Annotated in this window: 16 protein-coding genes; 6 read left to right on the forward strand and 10 right to left on the reverse strand. The window is 65.2% G+C overall.

The genetic code is table 11. The features are described from left to right. The first annotated feature begins 287 nt into the window (after positions 1-287). The gene (gene mepK / locus HZF03_RS20940; protein ID WP_179906213.1) at positions 288-1895 is read left to right on the forward strand and encodes a peptidoglycan L,D-endopeptidase MepK; all 1608 of its coding nucleotides are present in this window, start codon (positions 288-290) and stop codon (positions 1893-1895) included. Positions 1896-2022: 127 nt separating this feature from the next. On the opposite strand, the gene HZF03_RS20945 is transcribed toward mepK, so the two are convergent. Then, positions 2023-2295 carry a DUF2312 domain-containing protein gene (locus HZF03_RS20945; RefSeq protein ID WP_012497443.1) on the reverse strand — a complete coding sequence of 91 codons (273 nt, stop codon included), beginning with the start codon at positions 2293-2295 and terminating at the stop codon, positions 2023-2025. A 187-nt stretch (positions 2296-2482) separates the two neighbouring features. Next, on the reverse strand, positions 2483-2782 hold the full coding sequence (locus HZF03_RS20950) for a DUF1244 domain-containing protein (RefSeq protein WP_104512887.1): 300 nt from the start codon (positions 2780-2782) through the stop codon (positions 2483-2485). A gap of 191 nt (positions 2783-2973) precedes the next feature. Here HZF03_RS20950 and HZF03_RS20955 point away from each other — a divergent pair, with 191 nt between their 5' ends. Next, positions 2974-3558 carry a DUF1036 domain-containing protein gene (locus HZF03_RS20955; protein WP_119018925.1) on the forward strand — a complete coding sequence of 195 codons (585 nt, stop codon included), beginning with the start codon at positions 2974-2976 and terminating at the stop codon, positions 3556-3558. Next, positions 3555-4988: a pyruvate kinase gene (gene pyk, locus HZF03_RS20960; RefSeq protein WP_104512885.1), complete on the forward strand. Its 1434-nt coding sequence runs from the start codon at positions 3555-3557 to the stop codon at positions 4986-4988. Before HZF03_RS20955 ends, pyk begins: the two co-directional genes overlap by 4 nt. Positions 4989-5214: 226 nt before the next feature. Here pyk and HZF03_RS20965 read toward each other — a convergent pair whose 3' ends face one another. From HZF03_RS20965 to ykgO, 4 genes are all read right to left on the reverse strand, one after another. Further along, positions 5215-5643 carry an OsmC family protein gene (locus HZF03_RS20965; protein WP_119018926.1) on the reverse strand — a complete coding sequence of 143 codons (429 nt, stop codon included), beginning with the start codon at positions 5641-5643 and terminating at the stop codon, positions 5215-5217. Further along, entirely contained in the window at positions 5640-6644 is a 1005-nt protein-coding gene (locus HZF03_RS20970) for an alpha/beta fold hydrolase (protein WP_119018927.1), read from the reverse strand. Before HZF03_RS20970 ends, HZF03_RS20965 begins: the two co-directional genes overlap by 4 nt. 70 nt (positions 6645-6714) lie before the next feature. Beyond that, a complete protein-coding gene (locus tag HZF03_RS20975; protein ID WP_119018928.1) occupies positions 6715-7377 on the reverse strand; it encodes a tetratricopeptide repeat protein in 663 nt (220 codons plus the stop codon). 97 nt (positions 7378-7474) lie between these two features. Beyond that, positions 7475-7600: a type B 50S ribosomal protein L36 gene (gene ykgO / locus HZF03_RS20980; protein WP_011159732.1), complete on the reverse strand. Its 126-nt coding sequence runs from the start codon at positions 7598-7600 to the stop codon at positions 7475-7477. A gap of 310 nt (positions 7601-7910) precedes the next feature. Here ykgO and HZF03_RS20985 point away from each other — a divergent pair, with 310 nt between their 5' ends. The 3 genes from HZF03_RS20985 (at position 7911) to HZF03_RS20995 (ending at position 10346) form a co-directional block, all read left to right on the forward strand. Then, complete coding sequence (locus HZF03_RS20985) at positions 7911-8780, forward strand: amidohydrolase family protein (RefSeq protein ID WP_119018929.1); 870 nt, start codon at positions 7911-7913, stop codon at positions 8778-8780. A gap of 266 nt (positions 8781-9046) precedes the next feature. After that, the gene (locus HZF03_RS20990; protein WP_119018930.1) at positions 9047-9787 is read left to right on the forward strand and encodes a haloacid dehalogenase type II; all 741 of its coding nucleotides are present in this window, start codon (positions 9047-9049) and stop codon (positions 9785-9787) included. 76 nt (positions 9788-9863) lie between these two features. After that, a complete protein-coding gene (locus HZF03_RS20995; protein ID WP_119018931.1) occupies positions 9864-10346 on the forward strand; it encodes a YbaK/EbsC family protein in 483 nt (160 codons plus the stop codon). Positions 10347-10419: 73 nt separating this feature from the next. On the opposite strand, the gene HZF03_RS21000 is transcribed toward HZF03_RS20995, so the two are convergent. The 4 genes from HZF03_RS21000 to HZF03_RS21015 form a co-directional block, all read right to left on the reverse strand. Next, positions 10420-10710, reverse strand: a complete 291-nt coding sequence (locus tag HZF03_RS21000) for a hypothetical protein (RefSeq protein ID WP_119018932.1) — start codon at positions 10708-10710, stop codon at positions 10420-10422. A gap of 173 nt (positions 10711-10883) precedes the next feature. Beyond that, on the reverse strand, positions 10884-12209 hold the full coding sequence (locus tag HZF03_RS21005) for a methyl-accepting chemotaxis protein (RefSeq protein ID WP_119018933.1): 1326 nt from the start codon (positions 12207-12209) through the stop codon (positions 10884-10886). After that, a complete protein-coding gene (locus tag HZF03_RS21010) occupies positions 12184-12705 on the reverse strand; it encodes a PAS domain-containing protein (protein WP_119018934.1) in 522 nt (173 codons plus the stop codon). Before HZF03_RS21010 ends, HZF03_RS21005 begins: the two co-directional genes overlap by 26 nt. Positions 12706-12940: 235 nt before the next feature. Further along, positions 12941-13165, reverse strand: coding sequence for a hypothetical protein (locus HZF03_RS21015; protein ID WP_119018935.1), 225 nt, complete (start codon positions 13163-13165; stop codon positions 12941-12943). Positions 13166-13305 lie beyond the last annotated feature (140 nt).

Below are 13305 nucleotides of genomic sequence, written 5' to 3' on the forward strand. Positions count from 1 at the left end.
TAGCTGAATATTATCAAGGGCTCGCCGCGAGGCGGGCCCTTATTGTTAACTTAGATTAACCATCCTCCATCTAGATTGAAGCACCGGGCTCGATTTCGCCATAGTCAGAGGGTTAGGGTTGATAATCGACTTGGGGTCATGGACGACGTTTCCGGATCGCTAACTTCGGTAAACGGCACGTTCACCCTGCCACGCTGACTGGGGTTCGCGGGCGGGGGTTGTTGGTCGATCATTGGTGGGGCTGTTTCGTGCTGGCTGCACTTTCGCGTCGTCTCAAATCATTGTCGATGCCCAGGGCCGGTTACGGCGCCGTGCTGACCACGGCATTGCTGCTGGCGGGCGCCGGATCGGTCCATGACGCATCCGCCGTCGGCGACAGCCGGACCCTGTCGTTCCACCACACCCATTCGGGCGAGAGCCTCACCGTCACGTTCAAGCGCAGCGGCCGCTACGACGAAGACGCGCTGAAGCAGCTCAATCACTTCCTGCGTGACTGGCGGTCCCAGGAACAGACCGTGATGGACCGCCAGCTGTTCGACATCCTGTGGGAAGTGTACCGGGACGTCGACGCCAAACAGCCTATCCAGATCATCTCCGCCTATCGCTCCCCTGCCACCAACGCCATGCTGCGCCGCCGCTCCTCGGGAGTGGCGCGCCACAGCCAGCACATGCAGGGCCACGCGATGGACTTCTTCATCCCCGGCGTGGCGCTGGAGCAGATCCGGTTTGCCGGCCTGCGGCTGCAGCGCGGCGGTGTCGGCTTCTATCCGACCTCCGGCTCGCCGTTCGTGCATCTCGATACCGGCGGCATCCGGCACTGGCCGCGAATGACCCCCGACCAGCTCGCCCGCGTGTTCCCGGATGGCCGCACCGTGCACATCCCCACCAACGGCAAGCCGCTGCGCGGCTACGAGCTGGCGCTGGCGGACATCGAAAAGCGCCGCGACGGCAGCACCGTCGCCCCGGCCAAGACCAACTTCCTGGCAACGCTGTTCGGCGGCAAGTCGCGTGACGACGAGGACGAAACCGCCGCGACGGCGGCACCGTCCGGGGCCAAGCCGATGGCCGACATCAAGGTCGCGGCCGCCGATGCGGTCGCGGCTGCGGCCGGCATGAAGCCGGCCGACGTGGGCTCCAGCGATCCGGTGCCGATGCCCCGCGCCAAGCCCGCCGCCGCCATCCAGATCGCCTCCGCCGGCGACATCGTGCTGCCGGCGCCCCGCCCGGCTCAGGCTGCTAAAGCCGAGGCAAAGACCGCGGAACCGAAGACGGCTGACGCCAAGCTGCAAAGCCCCGCCGACATCATCAACGCCCGCGGGTTCTGGGACGACATCCCCGTAGCGCCGAAGCAGGCGAGCCCGGCGCAGGTCGCCGCTATCAGCGCCCGCCAGGCATTGGCCGCCGCCGACAAATCCGAACAGGCCACCGCGATGAACGCGCTGGCCTACGCGCCGATGGCGCAGGAAAATTCCTCGAAGCATGCCCCGACCCGCCATCCGCATGTCGTCACCGCCAGCGCCCCGCTGCCGCCGACGCGCGCATCGCTGCAGCGTCAGGCTGCGGTGTCGGGCAAGGTCGACAGCGTGATCGGCAAGTCGTCCGGTCAGGGCAAGACGGTGATCGCGACCTCGGCGCGGCTCGCTGCCGCCGGCAGCCGCGACAACGACGTTTGGATCCGCGCCATGATCCTGATGCCGCGCGCGATGCACACCGCCGCCACCGTGATTGGCGATCCCGACATGACGCTGCTGAGCGGCTATCTGGCCAAGCCCGAGGCGACGCTGGCCACCAGCTTCGCCGACGATCCGCAGCCGGGCCTCTACGCCGACGCCTTCAGCGGCTCGGCGGTGGCGACGCTGACCACCACGGCATTCCCGGTCGACGCGTCGCGCTGACCGTTTCGGCAGGATCCGATCCAAAAAAAACGCCCGGGCTGGTCCCGGGCATTTTTATTTTTGGCGCCTTACCGGACCAGCACCCATGCGGGGTCAATCCGGCGGCAGCGACAGACCGCAAGCGGTCTCAGAGCATCCCAAGCGCCTGCATATAGGTCTCAAGGATGGTCTCCTGCTCGGCGCGCTCGTTGGCGTCCTGCTTGCGCATCCGCACGATGGTGCGCAGCGCCTTGACGTCGAAGCCGTTGCCCTTGGCCTCGGCATAAACGTCGCGGATGTCGTCGGAGATCGTCTTCTTCTCTTCCTCGAGACGTTCGATCCGCTCGATGATCGCCCGAAGCTGGTCCTTGGCGAAATTGGTCGCGGGATCCTCTTGGACGGCGGCAGCGGAGGTGGCCATCGTGCACTCCTGGCAGATTAATGATTGGGAAAAGCGGCGGGGCGGTCGCCTCGCGCGCCGCATCTGCGCCGGACACTCTTCGCCACGGCGCCTCCCGTCAAGGGGCATCGCGCCCATCCACAGCGACCCACAGCGGAAATCGCCGGCCGCTAAATTGCCGCTTGCTGCGCGGCGCGCAGGCGCCGCGTCAGTGACTGTGCGGGTGAGACTTCTTGAACGCTTCGACCTGGTCCGGCGTTGCAGTGCTCTGGTACTTCGCTTTCCAGGTCTCGTACGGCATGCCGTAAACCGCCTCGCGGCTTTCGTCCCGGCTCATCGCCACGCCCTGCGCATCGGCGGCGTCCTTCAGCCAGTTCGACAGACAGTTGCGACAGAACCCGGCGAGATTCATCAGGTCGATGTTCTGGACGTCGGTGCGCTCGCGCAGATGCGCCACCAGACGGCGAAACGCCGCCGCTTCCAGTTCGGTCCGGGTGCTGTCGTCCATGCGGTCACCTTTGCTCAGCCTTGCGGTCCTCCCCAGATGGGGGACGGGCTGAGATTTTGCCACATCTGGGGGCTACAGCCGACTCCGCCGCGTGGCGGGCGAGGTCCAGCAGCTCCGTGCGCGGCGGAGCGGCCGTTGACAGGCCGGCCACGTCACGCGAAATCATCAGCAAATTGGTATAGCTTGGCTGCATGATCATCACAGATTCCCTCCCCCTCCGGCATCTCCGGGCCCGGCCCGCGGCCACCATGACGGCGGCGCTGGCCTTCGGCGTGCTGCTGAGCAGCAGCGTGCCGGCCGCCGCCGACTTCCGGCTGTGCAACAACACCTCGAGCCGGGTGGGAATCGCGCTGGGCTATAAGGACGTCGACGGCTGGACCACCGAGGGCTGGTGGAACGTGTCGTCGCGAAGCTGCGAGACGCTGCTGCGCGGTGCTTTGGTGGCGCGTTATTATTACATCTACGCGCTCGACTACGACCGCGGCGGCGAATGGTCCGGCCAGGCCTTCATGTGCTCGCGCGACAAGGAATTCACCATCAAAGGGACCGAGAACTGCCTGGCACGCGGCTTCGACCGCACCGGCTTCTTCGAGGTCGACACCGGCGAGCAACGGGCCTGGACCGTGCAACTGACTGAAAGTAACGAACAGAACATGCAGAAGCTGCCGGGAATGCCCGGGGCGCCGGGGACCGGGCTTCCGGGTATTCCTCCGTCGCCGGGCCGCACCGCACCCGCCACGCCTGGCACGCCAGGCGAGGCCGGGACCAAGCCATGAGACGCCTGCGCAGGATCAAGATCCTCGCCACGCTCGGCCCCGCCTCCTCCGACAGCGCAATGATCCGCAAGCTGTTCGAGGCCGGCGCCGACGTGTTCCGGATCAACATGAGCCACACCCCGCACGACAAGATGCGGGAGCTGGTGAAGACCATCCGTAACGTCGAAAGCAGCTACGGTCGCCCGATCGGCATCCTGGTCGATCTGCAGGGACCGAAGCTGCGGCTGGGCTCGTTTGCCAACGGACCGATCCAGCTCAACAACGGCTCGAACTTCATCCTCGACTCGATCAAGGAGCCGGGCGACGAGACGCGGGTGTATCTACCGCATCCGGAGATCCTCGCCGCGCTGAAAGTCGGCGACGCGCTGCTGCTCGACGACGGCAAGGTGCGCTTGATCTGCGAAGAGACCCAAGGCGATCGCGCGGTGACCCGCGTGGTGATCGGCGGCAAGATGAGCGACCGCAAGGGCGTCAGCCTGCCCGATACCGATCTGCCGATGTCGGCGATGACCAACAAGGACCGCGCCGACCTGGAAGCCGCGTGCGAGACCGGCATCGACTGGGTGGCGCTGAGCTTCGTGCAGCGCGCCGAAGACGTCGTCGAAGCCAAGCGGATGATCCGCGGCCGTGCCGCCGTGATGGCCAAGATCGAGAAGCCGCAGGCGATCGACCGGCTCGAGGACATTCTCGACGTCTCCGACGCGCTGATGGTGGCGCGCGGCGACCTCGGCGTCGAGATGCCGCTGGAGCGGGTGCCGAGCCTGCAGAAGCAGATGACCCGCATGGCGCGGCGCGCCGGCAAGCCGGTGGTGGTCGCGACCCAGATGCTCGAGTCGATGATTTCCAGCCCGGTGCCAACCCGTGCCGAGGTCTCCGACGTCGCAACCGCCGTGTACGAAGGCGCCGACGCGATCATGCTGTCGGCCGAATCCGCCGCCGGCAAATATCCGGTCGAGGCGGTGTCAACGATGAACCGCATCGGCGAGGAAGTTGAGCGCGACGTCACCTATCGCACCGTGGTGACGGCCCAGCGCCCCGATCCGGAAGCGACCGCCGGCGATGCCATCGCGGGTGCGGCACGGCAGATCGCAGAGACGCTGGATCTGTCGGCGATCATCTGCTGGACCTCGTCGGGCTCGACCGCACTGCGGGTCGCGCGCGAACGGCCGAAGGTGCCGGTGGTGGCGATCACTCCGAGCCTTCACACCGGACGCAAGCTGTCGGCGGTGTGGGGCGTCCACTGCGTGGTAGCGGAAGACGCCAAGGATCAGGACGACATGGTCGAGCGCGCCGGCCGCATCGCATTCCGCGACGGCTTCGCCAAATCAGGCCAGCGCGTCATCATCGTCGCCGGCGTCCCACTCGGCACCCCCGGCGCCACCAACATGGTCCGCATCGCCTATGTCGGACCGAGCGATGCGGACGTGTGAGACGGCGGATCGCCCGCAAACCAAATCAGCGGTCGTCATTCCGGGCACGCGTAGCGCGAGCCCGGAATCCATAACCACCGCCTGAGTTGCTGCGCCAATCACCCTCGCCCAGTGCTTCACGTTTTCACAGGACATACGGATTCCGGGCTCGCTCACTTCGTGAGCGCCCCAGAATGACAGACAAGATAGAGCGTCGTTGGGAACGCGATCGCCGACGCCCGCTGGCTCAGCTCACCAGCTTCGCATCCAGCGTGATGTTAGTGTTGAGCAGCTTCGACACCGGGCAGCCGGCTTTGGCCTTGGCGGCGCAATCCTGGAAAGTGGCATCATCGGCGCCGGGGATCTTGGCCGTCAGCGTCAGATGCACCGCTGTGATAGCGAAGCCGTCGCCCTGCTTCTCCAGCGTGACATCGGCCTTGGTTTCCATCTGCTCGGCGGTGAGCTTGGCTTCGCCGAGGATCAGCGACAGCGCCATGGTGAAGCAGGCGGCGTGGGCGGCGCCGATCAGTTCTTCGGGATTGGATCCCGGCTTGCCTTCGAACCGGCTGGCGAAGCCGTACGGATAGTCCGACAGCGCACCGCTCTTGGTCGAGATCGCGCCTTTGCCGTCCTTGATGCCGCCCTGCCACTTGGCAGACCCCGATGTCGTGGTCATTGCGCAACTCCCTGTCTTGGTTGGTGGTCGATCGAAACTAACGGACCGCGGCTTGCGGTCGCGTGACGGGTGGGCTCGATCAGCCCCTCGACCTCACGCTGAACCAGGTCGGTGGCCACATTCTGCACCATATGACCGACGCCGGGCAGCACGATGAGCTTGCTATGCGGCACCGCTGCGGCGAAGGCGCGGGAGTGAATATCCACCGAGACGATTTTGTCGGCGTCGCCATGGATCACAACGGTCGGGGCCGCGATCTGCGGATAGCGCCAGACCTGTTCCTGCACCGCATCTTTCAACGTGGTGAGGTCCCAGCTATTGGCGCGGAATGCGCGCGGCCGGAGAAGCAGCGGCGTCGCGCTGGCCTCGACGTAATCGCTCGGCATCGTCTGCGGTGAGAACACCGCCCGCGCTCCCGGCTCGGTCAGCAACAGCCCGAGTGGCAGCGTGATGGTGGATGCGAGCAGCGGACCAACTAAGGGCGTGGTCATCAGCTGGTTATAGGTGCCGACGCCGCCACGCCACGGATGTGTCACCGGGGCCAGCATCACGAGGCCGGCAACGCGGTCCGGCTGATCCAGCGCCATCCGCGCACCGAGTGCGCCGGCCATTGAATGCACCACGAACACTGCGCGCGGCACGCCGAGCCGGTCGAGCGCTTCGGCGATCGCACGGACCTGCGTCGCCGGCGACGAATCGGCGAGGTCATCGCGGCGGCTCCAGCCATAACCGGGCCGATCGATCAGCAGCACGCGATGCTGCTGCGCGAGCTGATCGCCGAGCGGCGCGCGCATCGCACCGAGATTCGAACTCGCGCCATGAATCAGCACGATCGGTAGCTCGGCAAGGCCGCGCGGCCCGAGATCAACGACGTGCAGAGCACCGCCGGTCACGGTGATCAGTTCGCCCCTGGCCGGAAATCTGGCTTGCAGCCACGCCACGCCGGCCTGGGTGGCCAGCGCCAGCACCGCCAGCATGGCGAAGACGCCGATTGCGATCATGAAGAGGACCCGGGAGATTTTCCACACGGAACAGTTACGCCGTGCGGCCGCGAATGTTTCGCCGACGGGGTCAGATGTCCCGGCCTTCGACCTTTTCGGACAGCGTCTTGACGAGGTCCGGAACCTTGTCGAGATGCGGATTGAGGGCGAGAGCCCTGCGGAACGCATCGAGCGCGCGTTTGTCGTCGCCGAGTTCCTGCATGATCATGCCGAGCCCGGCGAGCGCCCCGAAATGGCGCGGCTCTCGTGCCAGCACCTGCTCGATGTCTTCGAGCGAGTGCATGTAGTCGTTTTGCAGATAATAGATCGTCGCGCGCCGGTTCCAGCCCTCGACATAATCCGGCTTGAGCTTGACCACGGCGTCGAGCAGCTTCAGCGCGATGTCGAACTGCTTGGCGTCCATCGCCACTTTCGAGCGGGCCATCAACAGCGCGGTGGTGTCGCTGGTGGTCTGGCTCCACAGCGCCCAGATCCGCCCTTCGACGTGCTTGGCGCTGGTTTCATCGGGCGCCGCTTTCAGGGCACCGAACAGAAAATCGAGCCCCTTGGCGCGGTCGGTCGGCACCCGCGGCAGCTTCTCCGGCGGAGCGGGCGGATGAGCCAACGGCTTTTCCAAAGGATGCTTGGGGCCGTCGGGGACCTGCGCTCGGGCACCATCAGGCGTTCCCGCCAGAACCGCGGCGAGCGCCAGCGCGCAGGGGATGAGGGAAGAATATCTGGGGGCGAACGCCATCGCGACAGTGTAGACACGACAAAGCGCGCTGCAAAGCAGCGCGCGCGTCACACCGGCGTGAGATGGAAAGCGCGAGCCGCGAGCGGCCCGGCGCAAATCAGCCCTGGCGGGCCTTGAACCGACGCTGGGTCTTGTTGATGACGTAGAGCCGGCCCTTGCGGCGCACCAGACGGTTTTCACGATGGCGGGTGAGCAGCGACTTCAGCGAGTTACGGACCTTCATGGGTCTATCCTGACTGTTTGAAAGGCCGTGACAACTGGCCGGAATGCAAAACATAAACGCCCCGCCGGCGAGGAGCCCGCCCGGGACGGTGTTTATCTATCCAGCGACTCCCGCCCTGTCAATCGATCCGCCCCCGGAACCAGCAGTAGCCTGCGGAAATCCCCTCCGGGCCGGTGTCACACCTCGATAAGGGAGCAAAACCCGGCGAAAGCCATCGCGCGGAACCGCTTCACAGCCCCTCAAAATAATTATACATCATAATCAATTCTTCGCCGCCAAGAAGGCGAGCAACGCCCAGAGGAAACGCCCGATGCTGAATCCCGACGAGCTTGTCGCTATCGACATCCATACCCATGCCGAGGAACCGTGCGGCTGCCACGCCGACGACGGCTATGACGATTTCCAGGCGCGGATGGCGGAGTATTTCGGTTCTCCCAATAAGCATCCACCGACCGTGCCGGAGACTGCCGCCTACTATCGCGCCAAGAAGATCGCCGCGGTGATCTTCCCGGTCGATGCCGAGCGCGAGACCGGCTTCCGCCGCTACAACAACGACGAGATGATCGAGATTACGCGGCAGAACTCCGACGTGCTGATCCCGTTCGCCTCGATCGACCCGCACAAGGGCAAGATCGGCGTCCGTGAAGCGCGGCGGCTGATCGCCGACTACGGTATCAAGGGATTCAAATTCCACCCGACCATGCAGGGCTTCTACGCCAACGACCGGCTGGCCTATCCGCTGTACGAGGCGATCCAGGAAGGCGGCGCCATCGCGCTGTTCCACACCGGCCAGACCGGCGTCGGCTCCGGCATGCCGGGCGGCATGGGCATGCGGCTGAAGTACTCCAACCCGATGTACATGGACGACGTCGCAGCCGACTTCCCCAACATGAAGATCGTGCTGGCGCACCCCTCCTTCCCCTGGCAAGAGGAGGCGCTGTCGGTCGCGACCCACAAGCCCAACGTCTACATCGACCTGTCGGGCTGGTCGCCGAAGTACTTCCCGCCGATCCTGGTGCGCTACATCAACTCGATTCTGCAGGACAAGATGCTGTTCGGCTCGGACTGGCCGGTGATCACGCCGGACCGCTGGCTGTCGGACTTCGCCAAACTCGAGATCCGCGAGGAAGTGCGGGCCAAGGTGCTGAAGCAGAACGCCCGCAAGCTGCTGGGGATCTGAGCTTGTCACCTCTCCCCGCGCGCGGGGAGAGGTCGGCAGGCATCGTCAGATGCATGCCGGGTGAGGGGGCGCTTCCCCGCAGCCGAGCCGCAGCGACTCGCGTCGCCCCTCACCCCAGCCCTCTCCCCGCAAGAGCGGGGCGAGGGAGCCGGCCGCAATCCTTGCACCGCTTCCCGAAGCAACGGCACCCGCGCTTCTCATCGCTCGACCACTGAGATAGCGTCGCCCTACCAGCGAAATTGGTAGCAACGACCGAGACCCAGCCCATGCCCATTGCCGCCGTCGTATTCGATGCCTATGGCACGCTGTACGACATCCAATCGGTTGCGACTGTCACCGAGCGGGAGTTTCCGGGCTACGGCGAGGTGATCACGCAGATCTGGCGGATCAAGCAGCTCGAATACACCTGGCTTCGTTCGCAGATGGGGACCTACGAAGACTTCGCCGTCGTCACCCGTGATTCGCTCGCCTACACGCTCGACTGTCTCGGCATCGAGGCTGGCGGCGGCGCGTTCGAGCGGATCTTCGCCAAATATCTCGATCTCACGCTCTATCCCGAAGCGCTGGCGGCGCTGGAGACACTCGCGTCCTGCAAGCGAGCGATCCTGTCCAACGGCAGCCCAGATATGCTCGGCGCCCTCACCCGCAACACCGGCCTCGACCGCGTGCTCGACGACGTGATCAGCGTCGACGCCGCCAAGGTGTTCAAGCCGCATCCGCGCGCCTATGCGCTGGCCGAGGCACGGCTCGGCGTGGCGCCGCGCGAGATGTTGTTCGTGTCTTCGAATCCCTGGGACGTGGCGGGCGCAAAAGCGTTCGGCTTCAACGTCGCCTGGATCGAGCGCGTCAGCCGCGAGGCGATGGCGCGCGAGCTGCGGCGGCCCGGGCCGCTGCCACCGCAGACGCTATTCAAGGCGCTGCGCACCCAGATGGACGTGCTCGGCTTCGAGCCCGACCACCGCATCGGCTCGCTGACGGCGCTGGTGGAGATCGTCGCCGGCCGCTGAGATTTGCGCCTTGTGCTCCTTTGCGGCATATCGGCCGCTCGATTGCCGGCCCGGAATGCCGGCCGTGAGGAGCCGCATGAGCCTCGAATCCGTTCGCGCCTGGTTCGCCCAACACGCCCCCGACATCGCCGTCGAGGAATCGACGATGAGTTCGGCAACCGTGCCGCTCGCTGCCGAAGCCTATGGCGTGCCGCCGGCGCAGATCGCCAAGACGCTCTCGTTGCGTGTCGGCGAGCGCGTGGTGCTGATCGTCACCAGCGGTACGATGCGGCTCGACAACAAGAAGGCGAAGGCATTGCTCGGCGGCAAGCCGAAGATGCTCGGCGTTCACGAGGTCGCCGATCTCACCGGCCACGAGGTCGGCGGCGTCTGCCCGTTCGGACTCAAGGCGCCGCTGCCGATCTATTGCGACGTGTCGCTGCAGGCCTTCGACGTCGTCGTGCCGGCGGCGGGCTCGACTCACAGCGCGGTGCGGATCGCGCCGCAACGAATGGCCGAGCTGGTCGGCGCCGAATGGGTCGATGTCTGCGAGGACCGCAGCGCGCCTGCGCAACCGTGAACACGACAACGGGGCCCGCGGGCCCCGTCATTGCTTGCATCAGCTAAGAGAGTTGAGCGCCTGAGCGCGGCGATCACCAACGGCGCCAGCCGTAGTGCCGCCCATACGGACGCGGCGGGCCATAATAGCGCGGGCCGTAGAACCGCGGACCATAGTAACCGTAAGCGCCGTAGTAGTTCGGACGCCACCAGCAGCGGCCCCAGGCGTTACAGACGTAACGCACCTGATCGACCTGGGCGGATGTGCTGCCGGCGGCCTGCGCGGCGCCTGGAAGACCGTTCGGCATCGCCGCAGACGCGATGCCCGGCGCGAGCACGACCGCGCTCAGAGCGGCTGCAGCAGCAACGGCGAGTTTCAGATTCATCGGACAACCTCCTTACGATCGAGAACCATCAGAACTGTCTCGAACTTAGGAAGTTGCAGCTGAACGAGCGCTGACGAGCGAGTTCATCTAGATGAACTCGTGTTAACCTGTGCGGCACAATCGGTTCAGATGCAGCGCGTGATGGCGCCGCGTCCTCTCGAGGCAGCCTTCACTCAGGCCGCCTTGCGCGACTCCGAACCATCGCGATGAAGCGTGCGCAGGAAATCACGCACCGCGTCGCCAAGCGAGCGGGCCTGCTGCGCGAGCGTGCCGGACGCCGACAGCGTCACTTCGGCATGCTGCTCGGTCTCGGTGATATTGCTACCGACACTTTGGATGTTACCCGAGATGTCGCGGATGCCGGCGAAGGCCTCTTCGATGTTGCGCGCGACCTCGCCGGTCGCAGCGGTCTGCGCCTCGACCGCGAGCGCGACCTGATGGGTGATGTCATCGACCTCGCCGATCGAACGGCCGATGCCGGAGATCGCATCGACGGCGGCGCGGGTGGTCTCCTGCACTTCGGCGATGCTGCGCGAGATGTCACGCGTGGCGTTGGCGGTCTGCTCCGCGAGCGACTTCACCTCCTGCGCCACCACCGAAAAGCCGCGGCCGGCGTCACCGGCGCGCGCCGCCTCGATCGTGGCGTTGAGAGCCAAGAGATTGGTCTGAGACGCGATCTCTTCGATCAACTGCACGATCGCGCCGATCCGTTCGGTGGCAGTGGACAGGCTGCCGACGGTGTCGCGGGCATGATCGGAGGCCGCCACTGCGGCCTGGGCGATCGACGCCGAGCGGTTGACGCTGCTGAGGATCTCGTTGGCCGAGGCAGTCAGTTCGGCCGTTGCTGCCGCCACCGTCTCCATGTTGGTCGAGGCCTGTTCGCTGGCGGCCGACACCGCCAGGGTGCGGTCGCGGGTCGCGATTACGCCGCGGTTGAGGCTGGTGGCGGTTTCGCCCATGTTGCTGGAGGCAGCACCGACGGCATCGATCACGGTGCCGATCGCGGTCTCGAACTCGGAGGTGTTGGCGTTGAATGCCGCCACCCGCGTTTCGATCGCCTGCATCGCTTCGTTGATGGTGCGGCTGGCGATCAGCAGCGAGCCGCGCAGCCCCTGCGGCAGGATGTGGCGATAATATTTGTCGTCGCGGATCGCCGCCATCGCGGCGCTCGACTCGCGCACGAACGCATCGCAACGGTCGATCATGTCGTTGAACCGGTTCTGCATCTGGAGCAGGCGACCGCCGTCACGATAGCCGATCAGGCGGGCCTCGAAATCGCCGTCGGCGATCCGACCACAGACCTCATCGATTTGCGTCAGCATCCTGTCGAGGCGCAGCAGCATCGCGGCACCGCCGACGGCGCCGAGCAGTGATGCGCCGAGCCCGACCTGCAACAGCAGGGGTAAACCGAACGCCACACCCGCCACGGCAGCAAGCGAGCCGACGCCGGCGATGGCGAGGCAGAGACCGGCCTTAAAGAGAGAAGACAAGTTGGTCATAGGAAATGTTCTTCGACTTGACGAAATCAATCATGTGCTGATAGCCGGCCGCTAGCGCGTCCTTGCCGTTACGGTGCCGGGATTCCTGCGCCAGCAGCTCGGCATAGACCGGCTCCAGCGCAGCGACGACGCGGCGCTCCGGCACGCGGCGATTGGAATGATAGCCGATCACCGTGCCGTTGGAGTCGAAGGAAGGCGTGACGTGTGCGAACACCCAATAATAATCGCCGTACTTTGTCATGTTCTTGACGTAGGCGAAGATCTCGCGGCCTTCGGCCAGCGTGTCCCACAGCAACTTGAACACGCAGCGCGGCATGTCGGGATGCCGCACGATGGAATGCGGTTGGCCCAGCAGTTCGGCTTCGCTGTAACCGCAAATGTCGGTGAACACACGGTTGGCGTAGGTAATCCGGCCTTTCAGGTCGGTTTTGGACACGATGATGTCGTCGGCGTCGAAGAACACTTCAACGCCCGTGGGCTTGACGGAAGAGGTCACGGCGAATTCCGGTTCAGCAGCTGAGAACGACTTGCACGGACACTGATGACGGCCCCGGTCCGGCTACGCAAAGCTACGAGGCAGGTCTTAATAGTTAGTTCGCTCAGTTAACGAGCAAATCATCCGCAATCAGCAAGCGCAGGTAACTGGTACATTGATCGCGTTCGGATCGGCACTTGGGTTGTAGTATTTTTCCTGACAAACGCGACTGTCACATTAGCGAGTGGCTGTCACATCAGCGTTTGTCGTTCTGACGACGCCCGACGCCAGCGATCAATACAAAAGCGAACACCAAGCTGGCGACGTTCAATGCCCCCTCGCGAACCGACTCGCCGGGGAGTCCCATTCCGCGCAAGGTCATCACGCTGAGGACGCCGGCAATCACTACGGCCGCGATGCCGGCGCCGGCCAGTCTCAGCACTGTGTGTCGCGACAGTTTTGGCATCGACAATTTCGACATGGTGAAATCCGTTTCCAAATCGGCAGCTGGCATCACCGGTGCGGGCCGGGACCGACGCGGCGGACCGGAGCGGCCCGATCAGGTAACACGCCAAGCCCCTTGGGGTTCCAGCGCGGAAACCCGTCGCGACCGAAAAGGAG

Source organism: Rhodopseudomonas palustris (genome assembly GCF_013415845.1).
Taxonomy (GTDB): Bacteria; Pseudomonadota; Alphaproteobacteria; order Rhizobiales; family Xanthobacteraceae; genus Rhodopseudomonas; species Rhodopseudomonas palustris_F.

Coding starts and splice junctions, on each gene's coding strand:
- ykgO (WP_011159732.1), bottom strand. CDS start 7,600: ATGAAGGTCCGTAACTCGCTGAAGTCGCTGCTCACCCGCCATCGTGAA.
- pyk (WP_104512885.1), top strand. CDS start 3,555: ATGAGACGCCTGCGCAGGATCAAGATCCTCGCCACGCTCGGCCCCGCC.
- HZF03_RS20975 (WP_119018928.1), bottom strand. CDS start 7,377: ATGGCGTTCGCCCCCAGATATTCTTCCCTCATCCCCTGCGCGCTGGCG.
- HZF03_RS20990 (WP_119018930.1), top strand. CDS start 9,047: ATGCCCATTGCCGCCGTCGTATTCGATGCCTATGGCACGCTGTACGAC.
- HZF03_RS20985 (WP_119018929.1), top strand. CDS start 7,911: ATGCTGAATCCCGACGAGCTTGTCGCTATCGACATCCATACCCATGCC.
- HZF03_RS20965 (WP_119018926.1), bottom strand. CDS start 5,643: ATGACCACGACATCGGGGTCTGCCAAGTGGCAGGGCGGCATCAAGGAC.
- HZF03_RS20995 (WP_119018931.1), top strand. CDS start 9,864: ATGAGCCTCGAATCCGTTCGCGCCTGGTTCGCCCAACACGCCCCCGAC.
- HZF03_RS20950 (WP_104512887.1), bottom strand. CDS start 2,782: ATGGACGACAGCACCCGGACCGAACTGGAAGCGGCGGCGTTTCGCCGT.
- HZF03_RS20955 (WP_119018925.1), top strand. CDS start 2,974: ATGATCATCACAGATTCCCTCCCCCTCCGGCATCTCCGGGCCCGGCCC.
- HZF03_RS20945 (WP_012497443.1), bottom strand. CDS start 2,295: ATGGCCACCTCCGCTGCCGCCGTCCAAGAGGATCCCGCGACCAATTTC.
- HZF03_RS21005 (WP_119018933.1), bottom strand. CDS start 12,209: ATGACCAACTTGTCTTCTCTCTTTAAGGCCGGTCTCTGCCTCGCCATC.
- HZF03_RS20970 (WP_119018927.1), bottom strand. CDS start 6,644: ATGATCGCAATCGGCGTCTTCGCCATGCTGGCGGTGCTGGCGCTGGCC.
- HZF03_RS21015 (WP_119018935.1), bottom strand. CDS start 13,165: ATGTCGAAATTGTCGATGCCAAAACTGTCGCGACACACAGTGCTGAGA.
- mepK (WP_179906213.1), top strand. CDS start 288: ATGCCCAGGGCCGGTTACGGCGCCGTGCTGACCACGGCATTGCTGCTG.
- HZF03_RS21000 (WP_119018932.1), bottom strand. CDS start 10,710: ATGAATCTGAAACTCGCCGTTGCTGCTGCAGCCGCTCTGAGCGCGGTC.